The sequence below is a fragment of the Cytobacillus praedii genome (assembly GCF_001439605.1).
Taxonomy (GTDB): domain Bacteria; phylum Bacillota; class Bacilli; order Bacillales; family Cytobacillaceae; genus Cytobacillus; species Cytobacillus praedii.
In genome coordinates, this window is the sequence record NZ_LMBX01000001.1 from 336,266 (window position 1) to 357,248 (window position 20,983).

At 36.8% G+C, this 20,983-nt stretch carries 16 protein-coding genes; 8 read left to right on the plus strand and 8 right to left on the minus strand.

Features of this window, described 5'->3' with window-relative positions:
• Window positions 1–195 precede the first annotated feature (195 nt).
• Window positions 196–2,184, plus strand: coding sequence for a coiled-coil domain-containing protein (locus ASU02_RS26195; protein ID WP_157684470.1), 1,989 nt, complete (start codon window positions 196–198; stop codon window positions 2,182–2,184).
• Window positions 2,185–2,429: 245 nt separating this feature from the next.
• On the opposite strand, the gene ASU02_RS01630 is transcribed toward ASU02_RS26195, so the two are convergent.
• The 3 genes from ASU02_RS01630 to ASU02_RS01640 are packed head-to-tail and all read right to left on the minus strand — an operon-like array spanning window position 2,430 to window position 4,444.
• Window positions 2,430–2,705, minus strand: coding sequence for a hypothetical protein (locus ASU02_RS01630; protein ID WP_057760280.1), 276 nt, complete (start codon window positions 2,703–2,705; stop codon window positions 2,430–2,432).
• On the minus strand, window positions 2,705–3,463 hold the full coding sequence (locus ASU02_RS01635; protein ID WP_057760282.1) for an Ig-like domain-containing protein: 759 nt from the start codon (window positions 3,461–3,463) through the stop codon (window positions 2,705–2,707). The genes ASU02_RS01630 and ASU02_RS01635 overlap by 1 nt, the downstream gene beginning before the upstream one ends.
• Window positions 3,464–4,444, minus strand: a complete 981-nt coding sequence (locus tag ASU02_RS01640) for an Ig-like domain-containing protein (protein WP_057760284.1) — start codon at window positions 4,442–4,444, stop codon at window positions 3,464–3,466.
• A gap of 589 nt (window positions 4,445–5,033) precedes the next feature.
• Here ASU02_RS01640 and ASU02_RS01645 point away from each other — a divergent pair.
• Window positions 5,034–7,322, plus strand: a complete 2,289-nt coding sequence (locus ASU02_RS01645) for a hypothetical protein (RefSeq protein ID WP_057760286.1) — start codon at window positions 5,034–5,036, stop codon at window positions 7,320–7,322.
• Between the two features lie 385 nt (window positions 7,323–7,707).
• Here ASU02_RS01645 and ASU02_RS01650 read toward each other — a convergent pair whose 3' ends face one another.
• Window positions 7,708–10,263, minus strand: coding sequence for an Ig-like domain-containing protein (locus ASU02_RS01650; RefSeq protein ID WP_057760288.1), 2,556 nt, complete (start codon window positions 10,261–10,263; stop codon window positions 7,708–7,710).
• A gap of 232 nt (window positions 10,264–10,495) precedes the next feature.
• Here ASU02_RS01650 and ASU02_RS01655 point away from each other — a divergent pair, with 232 nt between their 5' ends.
• From ASU02_RS01655 to ASU02_RS01680, 6 genes are all read left to right on the plus strand, one after another.
• Entirely contained in the window at window positions 10,496–12,595 is a 2,100-nt protein-coding gene (locus ASU02_RS01655) for a PQQ-binding-like beta-propeller repeat protein (RefSeq protein ID WP_157684471.1), read from the plus strand.
• 245 nt (window positions 12,596–12,840) lie between these two features.
• Window positions 12,841–15,432: a hypothetical protein gene (locus ASU02_RS01660; RefSeq protein ID WP_057760293.1), complete on the plus strand. Its 2,592-nt coding sequence runs from the start codon at window positions 12,841–12,843 to the stop codon at window positions 15,430–15,432.
• A 261-nt stretch (window positions 15,433–15,693) separates the two neighbouring features.
• A complete protein-coding gene (locus tag ASU02_RS01665) occupies window positions 15,694–16,011 on the plus strand; it encodes a hypothetical protein (protein WP_057760295.1) in 318 nt (105 codons plus the stop codon).
• 160 nt (window positions 16,012–16,171) lie between these two features.
• A complete protein-coding gene (locus ASU02_RS01670; RefSeq protein WP_057760297.1) occupies window positions 16,172–17,026 on the plus strand; it encodes an HNH endonuclease in 855 nt (284 codons plus the stop codon).
• A gap of 59 nt (window positions 17,027–17,085) precedes the next feature.
• Complete coding sequence (locus tag ASU02_RS01675; RefSeq protein ID WP_057760299.1) at window positions 17,086–17,496, plus strand: hypothetical protein; 411 nt, start codon at window positions 17,086–17,088, stop codon at window positions 17,494–17,496.
• A gap of 51 nt (window positions 17,497–17,547) precedes the next feature.
• Complete coding sequence (locus ASU02_RS01680) at window positions 17,548–17,997, plus strand: hypothetical protein (protein WP_057760301.1); 450 nt, start codon at window positions 17,548–17,550, stop codon at window positions 17,995–17,997.
• A 227-nt stretch (window positions 17,998–18,224) separates the two neighbouring features.
• On the opposite strand, the gene ASU02_RS01685 is transcribed toward ASU02_RS01680, so the two are convergent.
• The 4 genes from ASU02_RS01685 to ASU02_RS01700 form a co-directional block, all read right to left on the minus strand.
• Window positions 18,225–18,674, minus strand: coding sequence for a competence protein ComK (locus ASU02_RS01685; protein WP_232426120.1), 450 nt, complete (start codon window positions 18,672–18,674; stop codon window positions 18,225–18,227).
• 36 nt (window positions 18,675–18,710) lie between these two features.
• The gene (locus ASU02_RS01690) at window positions 18,711–18,992 is read right to left on the minus strand and encodes a helix-turn-helix domain-containing protein (protein WP_057760306.1); all 282 of its coding nucleotides are present in this window, start codon (window positions 18,990–18,992) and stop codon (window positions 18,711–18,713) included.
• A gap of 416 nt (window positions 18,993–19,408) precedes the next feature.
• On the minus strand, window positions 19,409–19,873 hold the full coding sequence (locus tag ASU02_RS01695; RefSeq protein ID WP_332307605.1) for a sigma-70 family RNA polymerase sigma factor: 465 nt from the start codon (window positions 19,871–19,873) through the stop codon (window positions 19,409–19,411).
• Window positions 19,874–20,058: 185 nt separating this feature from the next.
• Window positions 20,059–20,871: a hypothetical protein gene (locus ASU02_RS01700; RefSeq protein WP_057760308.1), complete on the minus strand. Its 813-nt coding sequence runs from the start codon at window positions 20,869–20,871 to the stop codon at window positions 20,059–20,061.
• Window positions 20,872–20,983 lie beyond the last annotated feature (112 nt).

A 20,983-nucleotide genomic window follows, 5' to 3' on the forward strand; every position in this document is an offset into this window, starting at 1 on the left:
AAAAAGTCCTAAAGCTATGTTTAGCTAGTTATCCTCCAAAGTTCTTTATTAAGAAATTTATCCTATCAAACTATTTAAAATTCTATAATTATAGTGTATAATCGGGAATATAATTTCATTATATCTCGTTATCGAACTTATTTTTTTACCTAAATCGTTCTATATAAAGAACCTACAAGGAGGTTTGGCATACTGGTGAAACCAAGATCCATGAGACATAATAGTAAGGTCAAGAAGCAAAAAAGAAGACTGTTTCGGACATTTACATCAAGTGTCGCGATTTCCTCTCTTTTATTAGGTACGGCAAGAATGACAGGCCCTACATATGGCGCATTTACCTCTATACAAGATCAGGAAATCGGGGTTCAGGCTTGTTTTATTTTCCCAAAAGAGATTGAAAAGCGGCGAGATCTTACATATGAGTGGAAGGAAGAAGCGATCGCATTAATGGAGGAGATTTTAGCAAAAGCAGGTGAAATTGATGTCACGGGGATGACGGAAAAAATCGACGGAATGATCAAAGTTGAAGAAGATGACGTCGAAGCACCGCCAGTAGCTTCATTCGACACGACAACGATCGAAGGACTGCAAGCGCAGCAGGAAAGCTTGCGAGGAGAAATTGCCGCCATTCAACTGACAATAGCAGAAAATAACCAAAAGGTTACGGACTTAGGAGTTTTGATTAGTGAAATACAAGAAATGCAGACAAAGCTGCAAGACATACTTGCAAATGAGTTCCCAAAAGGGGAAGCGAAGGCACAGGAGAACTTAAAGAAAATTGAGGATACATTAGAATTCATCAAAGGCATCGTGAAACTCGCTATTGAACAATGCAAATATGACCCTGAATTTTTCGAATTAATCCTCCTGCAAATCGAAGGCTTTAAAGAAGAACTAACATTATTTATCGAGGAATTTGCCGAGGCAAAGACCTTAACAGAAGAACAAATCGAACAGTTATCAGCAAAAATAGAGGAAGTTAATAAAGCAATAGAAGCCCTCCGCCAGCAAAACACAGACTTATTAGCAAAAATCACCGAGCTAGAAAGCACGATTGCCGCCATCGACCAGCAAATAAAAGTCTTCCAAGAAATCCAAAAGAAAAAGGATGCCCTAAAAGAAGGGGCATCACGAATCATGCAAAAGCTTAATGATTCAAAGAACTTAACACCTGAACAAGTTCAATACTTAATGGAAAAATTAGCAGAAATCAATGCCACACTTAATAACAAGGATTTAACAGCTGATATTAGCGGGTTAGATCAAGCGATTGCTGATATTGAGAAAGAAATGACCCAACTGGAACAAATCCAAGTGCAAAAGAAAGGCTTAAAGGAAGGAACTAGCCTATTAATTCAAAAAATCACTGAATCAACTACGCTGACAGAGGAGCAAAAACAATCCCTTCTTGAAAAATTAACAGGACTGAATTCAGCAATCGAGAATGGGGACTTATCAGCGGGAACCGGTGAATTCGAGAAAGCCATTGCTGAAATTGAAAAGGAAATGAAGCAAAAAGAAGAAGAGGCAAAGCTCGAAAAAGAAAAACTGGAGAAAGTACAACAGGAACAACAAGAGAAAGAGGAAACAGTCAATGAAACACAGCCGCCAGAAAATCCGAATTCTAAAGATGGCATCGACGCCCTCAAGAAGCAAATTACAGAATCAACGGTACTAACAGATGAGCAAAAGCAGGAGCTGCTCGATAAATTGGCAGAATTAAATAATGCAATCGGGGAAAACCCATCCGAAGGAACGGACAACCTCGACAAGGCCCTTTCCGAAATTGAAAAAGAAATGAAGCAAAAAGAAGAGGAAGCAAAGGCAGGTCAAGAGGAAAAAGAAAAGACTGAAGAGGACAAGGAAGCCTCTGAAGAAGACAAAGAAGATCCTTCTAAAGAAGAAAATCCGAAAGAACCAGTAAAACCTGAACAGGATAAACCGACAAAAGACGATGAAAACAAACCAGTAGAAGAAAAGCCTGACAAAGAAAATGAACAGCAGCCTCAGCAAGAAGAAAAGAAACCAGTAAATGCAGCCAGCAACAACCTAACAGATAGGCTATTAAACAGCGGAGCCGTTCAACCGCGTATGCTAAAATCAGAGGAACCAAATAAAAACCTATCTATTGAGAATACAAGGATGGATATGAGAATAGAAGAATCCTATGTTGAGGTAAAGTGATAAGAGCCGATCAATAAAATAACAAAAGCTCCGGTTGCATAGGCAATCGGGGCTTTTGTCAATGAAACAGGAAAAACATAGCGGAATAAGCCCATATTCAACGTCAAAAAAAAGCCAGCACTCACAAAAATGAGCACTGGCAAAATAAAGCGACAGCTAAGCTGCCCAGTTAGGTAAGCACCAGCCCATTGGAAAAAACAATTGCTAGTGTCCACTTAATAGACGTTGTGACCTCGGAAAAAGTTTCATTCAATTTTAAGAATTTTAAACACAGAATTCTTCGAGGTGCTTTTTTCAGAGGATGATTCCTCAAGCTGCTCTTCAGAAATGGAAGTTTTTTCTCCATTTTCCGTAGCTGTTGCTTCAGCAGTTCCCTTTACATTCCCTGAGGAATTCCCTTGTTCAACACTTGCCTCTTTACGAGAATCCTCCCCAAGATCAGAAAAAAGCATCGGCCAAATAATTAAGTTTGCGATGATTAGTGAAAAAATCATTGTATTGCGGAGGGCCTTCTTCATCATTACGGAATGACGACCTCCTTCGTTTCGAGCACCTTGCCTGACATGCTGTACCCTTTAACGGTAATCTTTTCACCGGACTTTAGACCAGGCTGATAGAGCACGAATAAATTATTGCCTTTATATTCAAACTCATTGCTGCCAGCCTTCACCTTTGTCACATAATCGCTCACCTGCACGCTGATTTCATCAAAATGCGAGTGCTTCTTCGTTTGCACCTTTACTAGATTCTTCCCAGGTGTTTTTGAACTCGTGCTCGTACTGGCGTTAGAGCTAGATTTTGAGTCCGATCCGGAACTGGCTGTTTTTCCTGAAGAAGAGGCAGGCTGTTTGTCATTTGTTGTTGTCTTCCCACTCGAATTCTTGCTTTCTTTAGGAACAGCCCCAATCTTAAACGGCAAAACCGTATGCTCATTCAAAAATGCATTGCTGCCGGATTTAACATTTCCTTTAATATATAAGTAATAGGTAACCCCTTTTTTATAAGGAGATTCTGGTGTAATGGTAACCTTTTTTTCATCCTTTGATAGACTCAGTTTAGCTTTTACCTGTCGTTTCTTATCATCTTTAATAAGGAAGTTTTGCTTCTTAAGTGTTCCTTTATTAATCGGCTGTGTAAAGGTAATGGTCCAGCTCTTCATTGGATCCTGAATGGTCCGCTCACTGAGTGTAAGCTCTTTAAGAGAAGCTTGCCCTTGCAGCACCCCAGGGAAAACGATAAGAATTCCAACCATCATAAAGAGGATTGCCAGCTTCTTCATTTACCTGTCCTCAACCTGAACTTTAATATCCTGCATCATGCTTTCAGCAAGCAAATCAGCAAACAGGCTTTCTTTCGATAGCAGCTCATGGAACGTATAGCCATTTCCAGCCGTCTTATATTTATAGGATTCTTTAAAGGAAGTAATCGCTTTGCCATCCTCGGCCGCGAACTTAATAATCTTCGAATCTATTGTTTGCTGGGCATTGTTTAAAACAGTCACTCTTACATCATAAAAGTCAGGAATATTCGAGAACCCAATGTCAAACGTAAATTGGTTCTTCGATGCCTTCGTGCCAGTTACTTTGCTCGCATATCCCTTTTGAAGACTCTTACCATCTTTCATAATATCGACATGGACGTTTACGACGTCTTCACTTTTTGTATTAATATCAATATTCGTAATGCCGTTAAAGGATGCTTGATCCCCTTTTAAGGAACCTGTTTTTTTATGAATTACAGAAATCTCATTAATATAGCGTTTTGGAGCAAAAGCTTTAATTTGTCTAGGCGCATATGTATCAAGCATATTCATTAATCGGCCTTCATTGACAACCATTAGTTCATAGAAATCGATATAGTTAGTTTGGAACGTATAAGACAGATGCTGATTGTATGTACCATTCAGTAGATCAACAGCAGGTCCGTTGAACTGAACCATGTATTCTTTGTTGAATCCGAGTGATTTCTCAGGAAGAATATGTAAGGCTTCTCCATCTTTCTTAACGGTTTTTATCGGGAAATCATAATACGTTCCGTTGCTCTTCTCAAATAGTTTAATATACTGTGAGGAAATCCCGCGTATATCACTGTTGAAATAAATGCGTATATCCGTATCAATCGGAACATTCTGTTCGTTAGCTGCAGGACTTGTATGATCAATCCTTGGAGCAGCAGCTGCTGAGACCGATTGATTCAAAGCAGGCATTAATATGGAAAGGAGCAGTATGAAAGCAACGCCTATCCCCTTCAGTTTCTTCATAATACAAACCACCTTCATTGATAATAATTCTTTAGTCTTACTATACAACGAAATTCGACATTTCTCTATCCCTAAATAGGAAAAAGCCGCCAAATTTGGCGGCTTTTCCTGAACGCTGGAGCGAAGGTTAGTACGTTTGTACTATACAAGTTAAAGAAAGCATCCATTAGGGAGAAAACCTTCTTAATGATAGTGTACCAAATAATACCGAAAAGTACATGAAAAATTTTCTAATATAGACAAATTTTTATTGAACAGGCATAATCCTGAATTAACTGAATAGAATGATAAAGTGTGCATTCCACTGGATAACAGTAAATATATTACAGAATTAATAAAAATATGATAAAAATTGTAGAAATTTAGCAAGCTTTATATTATCATAAGAAATATAAACTAAAGTTGGGAATTCCATCCCCATTTACCTATAAAAATATATATTGGTAACTATTGCATTAATGTTAATAGTTTGATATACTTTTTTACTAGTTAGGTAAGTGATGGATATAGAGGAAAACACAACCATTGGTTTATTCATTGCTAACAAATAAAAAAAGCACTACATAGTACGAAGGGAGAATACAAGTTTATGAAAAAGAAAGCTATTAAAATCGCAGCTTCAACAGCTGTTGCAGCTTCAGCATTCGTTGCTGCAGCACCAGCTAACAAAGCTGATGCTGCTGTAAATCTTGATCAAATCGTGCAAGATGCACAAAACGCAGGTACAGTCCTAAAATGGGCTATCTCAGTTGAGGGTTCAGCTGATTATGTAACACGTCCTTACGATCAATACAATGCAGCTAAGAAAGCAATCGCTGCTGCAGAGAAAGCTCTTAAAGGTGCAAGTACTTCTGACAAACTTAAGTACGAAGCTCGTTTAACTGATCCAAAAATTCAAGTGAAGCGTGCACAAGCTTACATCGATGCAATCACTTCAAGCGAAAAAATTAAAGAATTAACTGCTAACTTAAACGCTGCAGTTAAATCTGATGATATTGAGAAAGTAGAAACTGCTTACCACAAAGCAACTGCTGAGTACCGTAAGCAATCTGCTCTATTAGACCGTGTATATGGTCAATCAACTCGTGACGGTATCCGTAACGCAGTTAAGCCAGCTCTTGAAAAATTAGTTGCAGAATTGAAAAATGATGTAACTGTAAACATGCTTGCTAAAGCAGCTGCAGCTGATGTTAAAGCTGGTAAAGTTGCAGATGCAGGTAAAAAAGTAGCAGAAGCACAAGCTATTCTTGATGCTAATGTTCTTAAATGGGAAACTTCTTTACAAAAATCAGTAAATGATGTTGTAGCTTCTCTTCCATTACAACCAGTTTCAGTATCTCGTGTTAACGATACAACAATTACTGTAAACTTCAATAAAGAAGTTGATGCAGTTTCTATCGCTCACTTCACGTTTGATAATGGTTTAACAGCAACAGATGTTAAATTATCTGCTGATAAAAAAGTTGCAACTATTACAACTACAGCTCAAGCAGCTAATAAAACATATACTCTTTACTATAAGGGAGAACAAACTAAACTTACATTTGTTAAAACTGTAGGTTCAGATAACTCTTCAGTATTTGATAATGCTGCAACTGGTTATGTTAAAGTAAATGATAGCCGCTTATTCACTGCAACATTTAAAAATACAGATGGTTCTCCATTCAGAGGAACTGTTAAAGTAAAAACAAGTGATGCTGATGTTAAAGTAACTGCAATTAATGGTTCAAATATTGCAGCTGCTGATCAAGTTAGTGGCACAACAGAAATTTCAGTAACTCCTAATAACGATGGAAAAGTTACTATTAGAATTTCTGCAGCTACAGATGCTGATGCTAAAGTTACAATGACAAGACAAGATACTAAAAAGGATCTTGTAACAGGAACAACTTACTTTGTTGCTGAAGCGACAACTGCTGTTGCAAATACACAAGTTGAAGTGAAATATGTTAACAAAGAAGGTAAATACTTCGTTGCTAATGATGGTACGAATAATTTATGGTTCTCTTACGATTCCAACGATGCTTATTATGATAATGCAACTCCTTTAACACAGGATGCTTTTGCAAATCTTTTAGGTAATGGAAATAAAATTATTGCAACATATAATAATAATGTATCAGCAGCTGGTGTTTCTGATTTTAACATCATCTTCAAAAAGACTTTAACTGATCTTGAAATTACTACTCCAGATGCAACAACTAGCCAAACAAGTCCATTCCGTATTGCTGCAAATCAACAATTTACTTTAGTTGGAAAAGGTCAACCTGGATACACAGTTTGGGTATATCGTGCAAATGATGTAACTCCTACTGATGTTTCAACTATTGTATATGATCGTCATGGATCAATTACTGTTGATGGTTCTGGTAAATGGAGTTTCTCTGGAATCAATTTAGTACAAGATGAGTTAGCTGCTTACCAAGTTGTTCAATTACCTTCAGGTGTTCAACCTTCTCAACAACTAACTGGTGGAAGCGCTGTTTGGTTAAAAGGTGGAGCATTTACAGCTTCAGTTGCAGTTCCAACTGATGTATCTCCTGTTGGAGGAGCGGCAAATAACACACTTGATGTTGGGGAATCAGTTGTATTTACTGTTACAGCTGGTGATACCGTAAAATTAAGTTCTCCACTATCTATCACAGTACTTGATGGAGATGGAACGACTGCAACTTATACTGATGGTGTAAATGGTACAGTGATTGAAAAGGTTACTGGACAAGATAATCAATTTAAAGTGTCATTTGGAGCAAGTGCAGGTCAACCATCTGGCGGAAATGGTATCGTAGCGGGTAGCTTTGTAGTTACTAAATTCTCTGGTATTACTAACCAACATGGTTTAGGATTAAATGGTGGTACTACAGTTACAGGTCTATAATATTATTTTCTTATTAAAAAAAGCTTGGTAGAGAGAAATCTCTTCCAAGCTTTTTTATGTATGAAAAGTATAATATATTCTTTAGAATATGGTTTTATATACTAGAAAGAAGATATAGTGAGTGAGAAGGTATAAGTTGGTTAAATGAATGGGTGCTATATTAGAATTCCATGAAGAAAATTTTAGTGATTACTATTATTCTAAACGGGGATAGTCAATTATTAGAAATAGAAAAAAGAGCAATCACTTATGTAGTTGCTCTTTTTCAACTTTGTAGATTAACTATGGATCGTAAAGTCTGATACTATCAAAAAATACTAGAATATAAAACAGAAGCAGAGTAAATCAATCAATTATTAAAGGAATGAAACTATCCTATTTCCTACTAATTTATTTCCATTGCTATCCCAGCTTTTATCAAATTACCCGCCCCATCTCGAATGGAAGCAGAACTAGTTGTTTGAATCGTTATCTTCCCCGTTGCAAACAAGTCATCACTTCCTGGAGTGATAATAATATCCCGCTGATTAGAACCAACTCGAACTGTGTATTGTCCAGTTGTTAGTTGCTGATTCTCAACAGCGATACTAAAGTTTGATTGTCCACTATCCGGAAGAATGATATTTTCAGAGAATGTTAATTTAATAGTATTATTGTCACGAACAGCAGTCATCATAACAGGCTGTGTATTATCCTTCAGCGTAATATTTGAATTGTATACATTCATCACATTATCAGAAAGATCTTTTACATTTCTAGCGGTAAGGTTGAATGTTTTAGTAGCTGCAATTGTTCCTTCAGGCAGTGTGATTGTAACAAGTTTTTTGTCGGCGCTCATTGTAAAAGTTGTATTCGCAGGTAATGTACTTCCGTCATACGTATAGTTAGCTGGTGATGTTGCTGTTTGTTCATTAACAGCTTCACTAAAGATTGCTTTGAATTGTCCATTAACGTTTGATTCTACCAATGTTACTTGTGGTTTTACTGAATCAGTCTTTTTCGTGACAGAAGTCGAAAAGGCGCGATTGTTGTTTTGTGAAAGGGTGTTATCCTTCACAGCTCCCTCTGCTACAGTAATAAGGTAAACGCCATCCGGTAAACTTTTGGCATCAATAATCAATTTGTTGTCTACATTTGTTTTCACTGTAGGTTTGATCGATTTATCATTAGAGTCATAAAGAGTAATATTGTTTACATCAGGTGTACCAGCTTTTAAAGGCTTATTAAAAGTTAAATGAATTTCATTTTTATTGGCATCAAATAAGGAACTAACAAATTGCGGCGGATTTAGATCTTTTGTAAGACTGACAGATCGATCAACCGTTGAACCGGTATTATTGTCAAGATCCTTATATGCTTTGACTTGTACATTTAACCAAACTGAGTTTTCGTTCGTACCATAAACACTTGCAGGAAGCTCAATGTCAAACTTTGTTTTTTGCCCGTTAGAGACATCCTTTACAGTCGTTGGTCTGATGGTTGTGTTGCCTTTCATAATGACAAGGTTAGAAGCAGTGAATGCATCTAATGTTTCCGTAAATTCTACAGTAATTGTTTTTTCGTCCTTCACTTGTAGAGTTCTGACTCCTGGCGCAACCGAATCGGCTGTTGGATTATACATGAAGTTGCTGCGATACGTGTCCATTGTATTCGGCGTGTAGACAACTACATCCTTTGCACCTGAAATAACAATAGAATAGGATCTTCCTTTTCGAAGGCCAATTCGATCAAGCTCTGCTTTAGACACGATGACTGTATCTGTGTCACTATATACAGAGTTTGCTGTAACCGATTTTCCATCAACAGTGATGCTTAGGGACGACCCCGAATCAATGATTTCCGAGAACTTAATTTCCACATTGCCATTTGCTTGCGTAGTTATTGTTGAGACGGTTGGCTTTTGCTTATCTGAAAAAGTGAAAGATGAAGTGTAATCAGCTGTGCTTAATGTCTCATAGTTCGCTGATTGAATATTCCTCTTTACAGTTACAGTATAGGACGTACTTGTATAAAGCGCATCATATAGTTCAATGACTGCTGTCTTTTTGTCATTTGTAAGTGTTACATTTTTAATTGTTCTGCCTGAAACAGAGTAATTCGATGTATTTTCTGCTCCATTTGTTCCGGAGCCAGATAGCATGGCTTTGTTAAATTCAACTCTTATACGTTTGGGCTCTGCTGCACTAACGTTTACTACTTTAGGAACGTAAGAGGTTTCTAAAGTATTTAAGCGATCTGTTAAGTATTTTTTAATAACTGTATTGTCGATATATTTCAAATAGCTTTTTGCCTCTTGAATATGCTTGTTGGCTTTAACGGAGTCCTTATCTGCTAAAGCTTTTTGTGCTAAATCGAGCTCCATTTTTACGGTTACAGGATATTTGGATGCGTCCCGAACCTTTTCAGCTGATTGCTTATAATGAGAGCGTATGAGATCGCGTGTCGTTTGTCCGTATACACGATCAAGCAGAATGGCCTGCTTGCGGATCTCATTGGAAAGCTCATGGTATGCCCTCTCAGTCTGATCATTAATGATATCAAGATCCTGCTGATAAGCTAAAGTTTGTTGCTTTTCCTTAATTTTCTCACCAGCGGTAATCGCATCGATATAGAACATCGTTCGTGTAATATGCAATTTTACCTCTTGATCCAGTTCTGCTAAGTATCTGTTCTTCTGGGCAGCTGGTAAAGTATTTACCGCTTTTAAAGCTTTGTCATACGCAGACTTTGCTGCATTATAAGCAGCCCACGGACGAGTCTTGCCATCAGCCGTTCCCTCAATAGATATAGCCCATTTCAGTACAGTCCCCGCATCCTTTGCAGTTTTTACTAGCTTTTCTGCTTGGCTGACAGAAGCGGCTTCAATGGATGGTGCTGTAACGAAGGCAGAAGCAGCGATAGCGGAAGCACTTAAAACCTTCAACGTTCTTTTTTTACTCATATAACGATCCCCTAACATGAAATTTGTAGTAATAAATCCAACATATTCCTATTGTAAGAGATTATACGGATGCTGTCATCTTCTGAGTATAGTAGTTTCGTATGAAAAATATATTTTTATCATCTATCCTTCAATGTCAGATAATTAGCGTTACTTATACTTTTTTAAGGGGAGGAAAAACATACCTATTCACGCAATATTTGTTATAATGGAAACGAAGGGAGAAGATTGGATGAAGAGAAAGATACTAACGTTAGTCACTATTTTCCCGCTTTTCTTATCGCTTGGACAACCGAGTGTTTTTGCGGAGGAGATTGATGCTGGAACGCCAGTAGAGCAAGAGGATATTGAGAATATTGAGGATCAAGAGACACCAGAAACAGAGATTAATGAAGATGAGGTAGAAGTAATCGAAGAGATCAATAAGAACATCAGCTTAGTTGGTCCGCAGGTGTTTCAGACATCTGCTTTAACTGCAGCTGCAGGTTCGGATGAACTTGGAAATTCGTATATGTATTTTGTTATGCATGGTACTCCATCTGCATTGGCAGTTGTCGATATGAATACGAATGAATTGAAGCATACATATACACTGTCTAAGTCGACAAGTGCTTGGGGATTAGACGTGGATGAGGATGGAACCGTTTGGGTTGGTGGAACAACGGATGGCAATGTATATAGCTATAACCCAAATACGGATGATTTTCATGATCATGGGAATATGCTGACATTGCCTAAGGATACAGCGATTCAAGATATTGATGCTGTAGACGGAATTATTTATGGTTCAACAGCATATGGCGGTTCTGTATTTAAATACGATTCTTCCACAGGAGAATTAGAGAATTTTGGACAGGCTTTATATAAGAAGGAATTTGCTAAGTCCATTGCCTATGATCAAGAGGCAGACGTTTTATACGTAGGTGTTGGTTCAAAAGCTGACTTGGTGAAAATCGACTTAAAAACAAAGAAGAAAACAGCATTTCTTCCGAATGAATATAAAGATGATAAATATGTTCGTGATATCAAATTCATTGGAGGTAAGATTTTTGCACGAATGGACCCATCCAATCGTTTAGTAGCCTTTGATAAAGAAACGTTAGAAGTGACGGATGAAATCGAATTAAACTCGAGAACCATTTCATTGGTTTCTCCAACAGAAGAGTCTATTTATTATTCGAAAGAAAATAGTCTTTACAAGTATGATCTAAATACGAAAGAGCATGTAAATCTGAATATTTCTTTACTCAAAGGAACAGAATTGCTTAATCTAGATTTTGCTGAATTAAATGAACCGAACTATCCTGGAACGACGTTAGTAGGTCTTATTGATAATGCGGGGAACGTTTTTAAGTATAATTTAGAAACAGGCTATAGTGAGATTACAAAGATGGAACTTCCAGCTCAGCCAGTTACTTTATACACAATGATTCAAGATGAAAAACGGGAAAATATCTTTATTAATGGATATATGTCTGGCGGCTTAGCCATCTATAATCCTAAGACGAATCAATCTACACTTCATAAAGATATTAGCCAAATTGAGTCGATGACAATTATGGGCGATAAGCTATATATTGGAGCTTACCCGAGAGCAAGAGTACTTGAATTGGATCTAACAAAGCCTTGGGGTCCAATGAATCCAAGAGAAATTATGCGACTTGGAGAGTTTGGACAAGAAAGATCTACTGCCATTACTGCTGTACCAAAACTGGGTAAAGTATTTGTAGGAACTTATCCAGAAACAAGCATTGGCGGCGGAGCACTAGCAATCTATGATTTAAAAGAAAACAAACAAGAAGTCTATGAAAATTACATCTATAATCAGAGCCTTGTGTCATTCCTGCATCATAAGGAATATATTTATGGCGGAACATCGATCCATGCGAACTATCAAGTAAATGAGCGTGGCGCAAGATTCTTCCGTTTCCGTCCAGATTGGCCAGAAGAGAAGGAATACATTCACTTGCCGATAGAAGCGAGTATGATCACTAGTATTATTGCAGATAAGAGTGGTACGATTTGGGCAATGGCTGATGGAACGCTTGTTTCCTATAATCCAGAAACAAAAGAGATTAAAACGAAGCAAATTCTAGATTTAATCTCAGGCCGCTTCCGTAACGCGAAGATTATCGAAGGCATTGACGGAAATATCTATGGAACAGTAGAAGGAAGATTATTTAAAGCAGATCCGAAAACCTTAGATATTGAAATTCTTGTAAAAGAAGGGGCAAACGAAATTGCTCAGGATGCTGAAGGAAATCTGTATTACAGAAATCAAGCAGATTTGTGGAAGTACACATTCCCAACGGAAGAAGCAGAAAAGAAATAGACCTTTAAAAATCAACCTAGCATATAGGTTGATTTTTTTTTGCTATAAATAATAGAAGAAACTAGTAATCTTCTTGAATACTTTTCCTGTTTATCCAATTTTACTAGTTTGAAGGAAGATTTTTGGCATTTAACTAATTTTAGAGATGATTTATGATTAAAAACGTGGGGGCGACAAGGACATACAAATGCCTACATACTTATGAGTTATTAATCTTATAAACATTCTTCTAGGGGGATTTTACATTGGATAAAAAGAAAGCAATTAAAGTACTAGGTGCATCTGCAATCGCTGCATCTGCATTCGTAGCAACATCACCATCAGGTGCAGACGCTGCATCAGCTAAAGATGTACAATCTTTAGTGAAAAAAGCGAAAGATGCTGGTACTGTATTAAAATGGGCGATCTCAACGGAAGGTTCTGCTGACGGAACAACTCGTCCTTGGGCACAATACAACGCTGCTAAAGCTGCTCGTGACAAAGCAGTAGCTGCAATCAACACATTACCTGCTGCTCAAAAAGCTGGATACCTTGCTGATATTGAGCAAAATGTAAACCTTCACATTAACCGTACAATGTCTTACATTGATGCAATCACAGCTGGTGAAAAAATCAATGTGAAAAAAGCTGCTCTAGAAGCACAAATCGCTAAAAACTTAATCGACGATAACACTGAAGCTGCATACCATGCACTTTCAACTGAAATCCGTAAGCAAGCGATCCTATTAGACCGCGTTTATGGACAAACGACACGTGACGAAATCCGTGCAAACTACAAAAAAGCGGCTGAAACTGTACGTGACAGCGTGAAATACGAAGTATCTGCAAAAATCGAATTAGACTTAGCTAAAAAAGCTATTGCTGCAAATGATGCTGCAACAGCTGAAAAGCACTTAACTGAAGCTGCTAAGTACATGAAAGATGTTAAAAATGCAACAATGAAGGCAGCTCTTGTAAAAACTTTTGACGAGTTAGAAGCTCAATTGACTCCTGAAGTTAAATCAGTTACTGCAATTAATGCAAAGCAATTAGTGGTAAAATTCAATTCTGCATTAGCTAAAGGTACGACTGAAGCACAATTATTAGCTGCTTTATCATTAGAAACGAAAGCTGATTCAGCTGCAACTTTGTCTGAAGATAGAAAGACTGTTACTTATACTTTAGACAGCACTGAAGTTAAAAATGCAAAATTAACGGTTAAAGCTCTTGATACAGATAAAAAAGCGGCTGATAATACTGTTATCAAAACAGCTGAATACAATGCAGTATTCTCATTTGAAGATGTAGTAGCTCCAGAAGTAGCTGATAAAAAATTCAATTACACTTCTGCAACTTCTGCTGATATGACGTTAAAATTCTCTGAAGAATTATCTTCTTTTGGAACGATCTCTGTAAATGGTGCTCAAGTTACTCCAGCTCCTGCAGATATCGATTTAGCTAAAGGTGAAGTTGTACTTCGTGGTTTAGAAGTTGGAAAAACATATACAATTGACGTTGTAGGTGCAACAGATGCTGCTGTGAAAACAAATAAAGCAGAGCATATTACTCTATCTTTAACTGTTCCAGCTCAACAAGTTGATTCAACAATTCCAACTGTATCTACTTCAACAAATGGAAATAAATTAGCTTTAACTTTCTCTGAAGAAGTAACAAAAGGCAGTGTATCTATTGGCGGCGTTGCTGTTGCAGCTAATGATATTACAACAACTGACAACAAAACATTTATTGTTGATGTTCAAAAAGCAAATGCTGGTGCATTCTTCGCTAACAATGCTAACTTCTTTACTTCAGAAGTAGTAATTAACGGATTTGCTGATAAAGCATCAACTCCAAATATAATGAAAGAAGTTAAATTCAATTCTACATTTACTGCTGATAACACGGCTGCATCATTAGTTCGTGCAGAAGCAAAAGCAGATGGTAAATTAGTGCTTGAGTTTAACGAAGAAGTTTCTGCTGCTAGTCTTTCAGCTCTTACAGTTAAGTCTATTGATGGAATTTTCCAAAGCAATACGAACCTAACTGTAGATTCTGCAATCAACCCAACTGTTGATGGAGAAGTTGTAAAGAACAAGCTTGAGCTAACACTAGCTGCTGGTACACAACTTGCAACTGGCAAGAACTATGTACTTGAAGTAGCTGCAGATAAAGTAGCTGACAGCTATACAAATAAAAACGATAAGGCTATTACTCTAAATGTAGTAAGACCTGAAACAGCTGAACAACAAGCTGGTAAAGTTGTAACAACTACGATCAGTGAGGACAAAAATGTTATTTCTGTAGTATTTGCTAACACACATGTAAATGGAATGACTGATTCAGTTCTTTCTCCAGCTAACTACACTGTTGGCGGAAAAGCTCTTCCAGCTAACACAGACATTAAGTTTGTAGACAACAAGAACAAAGTAATGATTACATTACCAGAAGGATTTGTAACAGTGAACGGAACATTTACTTTTGCTGCTTCAAACTTAACTGATGCTTATGGAAACACTTTAGCTGATGGAGAAAATACAGCTCAAGTTGATTTAACTGAAAACATCGCTCCTACTGTAAACACAGCATTAACAGTTAACAGCAGCAATGAAGCAGTAGTTAGCTTCTCTGAATCAGTTGTTTCAACTGATATCGATGGCGATGCTACATTCTTCGAAGGTATTTCTGTAAAAGTTAACGGCTCAACTGCTGCATTTACACCAGCAGTAAACAACGGCAAGTTAACAGTTAAATTAACAAACGCAATTACACTTACAGATAAAGTAACTGTAGAATTTAAAGATGCTGAATTAACAGATGTTAATGGCAACCAAGTGAAGAATGGTACTGCATCTAACTAATAATTAATTGAAAGATCCATGAGCACATTTGTATGTGGATGGGTTTTATAGAAAGGGAGCTACCGTAATATGCGGTAGCTCCCTTTTATTGTATTCTATCATTTTCTGCAGATTGGTCATTTATACATATAATAGAGGAAAAGAAAATACTAATAGAATTTCATTAGGTAAAATTTCACATTAATGTAAGACATATTAGGTGAATAGTGGTATAATTAGTATGAATTTTTTAAAAATTTATAAAAAAGGTGGTGTTTTACAATGTCTCCTTCAAGAATATTGAAGTGGCTAACTGGTGCTCTTGAAGCCATTTTAGGAATTCCTGTTTTAGGTGCTACAATCGTTGTCGGTCTATTATGGATTCCTTTAGCAATCATGCTAGTATTACATATTATTACTTTAGTTTTAACTAAAAAAGATGGCGGCGCTTCAGCAGGCAGTATACTAGGAATTGTAACTTCCTGTGTAGCTTGGATCCCGTTTGTTGGAATGATCATGCATATATTATCTGCTATATTCCTTATGATTGATGCTTCAAAAAAGGACCAAAAATCTGCGGTAAATGAATATATTGCCTAATTAAAGAGTAGTCGTCCTCAATATGCAGGGCGGCTTTTTTAATTGATTAGTAAATAGGGTGAGTCTAAAAGCATTTGTAAACTATAATGGATAGATGAATTTTTGTAGAGATTACGGATGTAAGCTATAGTAATAATATAACTAAAAAAGGAGACTTCCAATGACGGTTTGGCTAAAATCAGCAATTAGTGATTTTGATGTAAGCTCTGCAATTGAAGAGATTGGGTTTATTGATTGGGGAACGAATCATCATATTTTTGCTGGCGATATTGTTTATATTTATATGGGAAAGCCTACACAAAAAATTATCTATAAGACGGAGTGTGTCAGGGATGATTTATCCGAAAAGGAGCTAACAGATTATAGTAAGTTCTATCGTGTTCCTTTATCGTCTTCCGCTGTTTCAAATCGAGTATCAAAAAAGTATATTCGACTACAGCCTATAATCAATTTAGAAAGATCCCTAGGTAATGAGCTTTCTCTAAATGAACTGGTTGCAAATGGGATGGCAAAATCTTATGTTCGGGATACGAGAAAATTAGAGAATAAGCCTGATCTAGTAAAATACATATATGAAGTAGAAGAAAAGATAGAGATGGATACGATCGATTCCTTGGTACCAAAAGGGATACCAAATACAGTTGCCGAACGTATGGTGAAAACAAGAATTGGACAAGGACTATTTAAGCAAAAGCTGTTATTGGAATCTCAGGAATGCTGTATCTGCGGCCTATCAGAAATGAGTTTACTAATAGCCAGTCATATTAAACCATGGAAAGACTGTACATCAAATGAAAGATTGGATGAAAACAACGGTCTTCTACTTTGCCCTGCTCATGATGCATTATTTGATAAAGGCTATATTACATTCAGTAACGATGGAAAAATGGTGATTTCCTCGAGACTGGACGAAGCAACTAAAAGGTTAATGAATATTGACTCGAGCAGTAAAATAAAACTATCCAAAAATAATAAAAAGTACATGGCTTTTCATCGAAGTAAGATTTTTAAGTGACAGGCATTTCGCTATTTTCAGAGTTGAATAGAGTTTAAAAAATGTATGGGGGCTAACTTTTGCAGAAAAAGGAATATACAGAAAAGAATTTAATCGATTGGGTTGATATCTTTTCTTCAAAAATTGTAAATGGATTATCACTAACTTTCCGCAAAGAAGAACTGGACAATATTAGGAAAGATGATCGATTCGTAAAAGAAATAAGGAAAGATTGTGGGATTTATTATTTTGTTCAGGAAAACAAAGTTAAATATGTGGGACGAGCATTGCCATCTGTAGGATTAAAGTCAAGAATTCTTAACCAAATAAATGCCTTTGGTGATAAAGAATGGGATTGCGTCATTAAAGATATACATACTGAAATTGGGGTAATTATATTCAATGAAATTGAACAATGGCATTTTATTTCTGCATTAGAACATTACCTTATTGAAAAGCTTGAAAGGCCAGTCTTTAATAAAAGATGTTAGTGTTATGATTGGAAACCGCCATATATTGAAGGGAGGATAGGTACCAGTAAAATGAATGAAAAAGATGTTGAACTAGATACACTTAGAGTAGAGCTTTCTAGGTTCTTTTCGAGTCAAAAATACTTTATTGTCAAAAGCGAAGCTTCGGATCAAGGTGAATGTGATCATATATTTTTAAGTCCGCCATTACATTCATTATTATCGAAGAAGGATATTGATTTTAATCATGAAAAATATACCTTTGGTGCGATACAAAGGGATAAAGACAAAATACGTCTCAGGTTTTATAAACGAAATATTGATCATTATAAGGGATTGAGAAGTGTATTTGAAAAGTATAAATTAAAATCCCCTTTCTACAATCATAAGGACTCAAACGAGGCCTATTGTTTCGATTATTATATTGTTACCAAAAGCAAAAAGCCATTGATTGTTTCCGATCTGGAGTTATTAATAGAATACATAAGAAGAATTGTGATACTAGCAAAAAAGCATAAATGATAATTGCTTTACAAGTTATTTAGTCTAACTAATTTCCTATTACTGAGTTAGCTGTAATAGAAGGCATGGCGGTTGCAAGATAAGCAACCGCCTATACCTATGCCGCAGAAAAAGCAGCGATAAAATGGAATATATTCTCTCGGATTAGGATCTTTTCTATGTATAAAAATAGTCCACCAGCTTGTAGCCTAATCCACTTTCATCTCTTTTGTTAAAAATTAATGATTTCATAGCTTTGTCATGTCTTCAAGCTGTTCCGCTTGCTTAATTTTACAATTAAAGGCTGCTAGTTTGTTTCTGATGAGTTTCGTTCTGCCATTGCTATATAGGATGATGGTTTGTCGGTTGAGGCTTCTTGTTCTTTTGATGTGAACGGGGTTGTACCAGACGCACTCACTATGCTTAGGTGATAGGGTGGGAAATATAACAATTCGATCAATTGGATTGACTAGAATGGGGCAATTATAGATATTGCCCAGCAGACTTCTGGCTGTCTTCGTGGCGCCCTTTAGATCATATCCAATGCATACAATGTTGTCTCTGATAATTTCAAGAGGTGATTTATCGACGAAGAAGGTCATTCCTGTTTCTGTTACGATGGTGCACAATTTTCCGTTGCGGTCATAATAACCTGTCATTTCCATGAACTGTTTGTTGATGGTATAGCGGCTTTCCATAAACAAGCGAATCGACTCCTTTATGTAAGATATTCACTACTCCATTTGAACATTTAACCAATGTGGATCCTTCTCACGAATCCGTGCTCTTTCTGCATCCATCTCAATTTCCTTCATAAATTCAGAAGCATTCATACCAAGGGCTGCGGCAAGTGAGTTAATCGTGCTGAAAAGGGGCTCTTGTTGATCATTCTCAAGCAAACTAATAGTTTTTGTGTCAAGACCACTCTCCCAAGCAAGGTCCTCCTGTGATAACAACTTTATCTTTCTCCATCTTTTTAAAGTGACACCGATATACTTTAGTTTAAAGGTATGCACCAGCAATTTCCTCCTTTCAAAATTATTAGATAATATTGGGAATATTTCTTACATGTAGGGTAGTACATAAATGTTTCTATAGGTAAACTTTTTCCAGAGTGAGAAATTAAATTAGACAAAAGTTTGTTTGCAGTATGGTGAAAAGTTCCTAGTCTCTACAAGGCTGGAGATGAAGTTGGAGCAGAAAAAAGAAATTGTTACATTCTCATGAACAATTGTCTTTTTACGATAAAAATAATAAGGATAGTAGAGTTTTGCATGTGTAAAGTTGCTATTATCGTATGAAAATAATCAGGAGAAAGAGAAAATGCTAATAAATAGTTTATAGGAAGAAGCAGGAAAAGGTTGTGATTTTTAGCCTCCTGCTTCCCATAAAAACTTAAAATACCTTATTTTCATTGATTGCCTTTCTAAGTTTATCTGTAGCTGCGGTTCTCCAGTTTTTCACTGCCTGACATGGATACCTTCTCTATAGCGGCTATTTCCTTTACAGTAAAGCCTTTTAAGCATGTATAAAGAACCCACTTTGTCTGATTTTCAGTGAGGGCCCCCGCCTTGCAATAGGAGAGAAGAATGTCTTCTTCCAAGGGGCAGGTGCAGAACTCATCCTCTATGAAATCTAAGACCTCCTCATTAACCGGACAAGTATTTTCGATGTGCCTATTCGATTGGTTCATTTCCGTAAGAAGTTTTCCCTTGATAAAGGTGTAAGCATAATTAGTGAAGTTCCCTTTCTCGGGATCAAACCGTCCATAAGCCTCCCATAAGGCGATAAGTCCAATTTGAAAGAACTCCTCCTTGTTCATATAAATATTTAAGGACGAAATAATTTTGTAAATCATCGGCGTATATTGCTCCTTGACCTGTTCAAAGCTTTCCATCATAAATCCCTTCAGAAAGCGCGCTTTGCTCGTGTATTCCCGGGTTATCTACACCATAATGGAATGCTTAATTTTCAGCGAACAGCTCAAAGCTAGATTTAGAACAGAACAAGCAGGAAAGATGGAGAAAGGGACATCAAAATTGAAAATTGACCGAGAAAACGAGAATTTAGGATATTTTTGAATCAATCTTGATGTTTCCTTCTAAAGCTCAATTGCTCCTGTTTAGTTGAAAAGCCCAGCTCAAATAACTCCTCAAAATAAAGCTCTGTCAATTTCTTATTTAAGATTCCATAGAAATAAGCAATCGGGTTTGCTACTCTGGCTGCTGATTTCATTTTTCGAATTAGCTGCTTAAAGGAATGGATAGCTAAAGTCGTTATCAGGTCGGTTTCACGCTCCCTGTTATGCTGGTAAGCGGCGATGGTGGTCATTCTCCAAAACTCTTCAATTAATTTGGCATCAGGAAAGAAACATTTCATCAGTTGGACGAATGCATGAGGAACACGGTCACTTGTATAGGTATGGTCAAGTTCAGTCTCTTTACGTTTATTTTTATCTTTTATGATTGTTTTAGAAAGATTGGTAGTTTTATTAAGGGAGTTCATTTTTTCCTCTTTAGGTGGTTCACTGCTGGGAAAACGATTAAATACATACAAATTACTAGACTGTGACCCATTTTTCCTTTCTGTTTCATAGACCGTTAGGATGCCTATTGCTGACACCTTGGCAACCATCCGTTTGAACGTAGAGCGGGAAATTCCGTTTCCGCCATACTCTTCATGAATGGCCTTTAACACAGTACCGATCTTCGCATTACATACGCCGGGCACCTTCGCAGCAAAGCGGATTAGCCGTTTCAGCCCAACTAACTCTCCTTTCGTAAGCTTGTCCTTATGCACAGCTAGCCACATTTCGATATGCGTATTAAACGCCTGAAGATTCCTGAATTGTGAAAATGACTCAAACTGTTCTACATTGCCTGATTTTATATTCATTTTCATGCACCACCCTTTAATTGCTATATATCTAGTTGGGGTGGAAAAGGATAGGGTGTGTGAAAGATTCAATTGGTTTTCTAGTTAGGAATATAAAAGTCTAATAATTGTA

Excerpts from the sequence above, each read along its gene's own strand:
- ASU02_RS01630 (WP_057760280.1), bottom strand. The coding sequence starts at position 2,705 with ATGATGAAGAAGGCCCTCCGCAATACAATGATTTTTTCACTAATCATC.
- ASU02_RS01635 (WP_057760282.1), bottom strand. The coding sequence starts at position 3,463 with ATGAAGAAGCTGGCAATCCTCTTTATGATGGTTGGAATTCTTATCGTT.
- ASU02_RS01640 (WP_057760284.1), bottom strand. The coding sequence starts at position 4,444 with ATGAAGAAACTGAAGGGGATAGGCGTTGCTTTCATACTGCTCCTTTCC.
- ASU02_RS01645 (WP_057760286.1), top strand. The coding sequence starts at position 5,034 with ATGAAAAAGAAAGCTATTAAAATCGCAGCTTCAACAGCTGTTGCAGCT.
- ASU02_RS01650 (WP_057760288.1), bottom strand. The coding sequence starts at position 10,263 with ATGAGTAAAAAAAGAACGTTGAAGGTTTTAAGTGCTTCCGCTATCGCT.
- ASU02_RS01655 (WP_157684471.1), top strand. The coding sequence starts at position 10,496 with ATGAAGAGAAAGATACTAACGTTAGTCACTATTTTCCCGCTTTTCTTA.
- ASU02_RS01665 (WP_057760295.1), top strand. The coding sequence starts at position 15,694 with ATGTCTCCTTCAAGAATATTGAAGTGGCTAACTGGTGCTCTTGAAGCC.
- ASU02_RS01670 (WP_057760297.1), top strand. The coding sequence starts at position 16,172 with ATGACGGTTTGGCTAAAATCAGCAATTAGTGATTTTGATGTAAGCTCT.
- ASU02_RS01680 (WP_057760301.1), top strand. The coding sequence starts at position 17,548 with ATGAATGAAAAAGATGTTGAACTAGATACACTTAGAGTAGAGCTTTCT.
- ASU02_RS01685 (WP_232426120.1), bottom strand. The coding sequence starts at position 18,674 with ATGGAAAGCCGCTATACCATCAACAAACAGTTCATGGAAATGACAGGT.
- ASU02_RS01695 (WP_332307605.1), bottom strand. The coding sequence starts at position 19,873 with ATGGAAAGCTTTGAACAGGTCAAGGAGCAATATACGCCGATGATTTAC.
- ASU02_RS01700 (WP_057760308.1), bottom strand. The coding sequence starts at position 20,871 with ATGAATATAAAATCAGGCAATGTAGAACAGTTTGAGTCATTTTCACAA.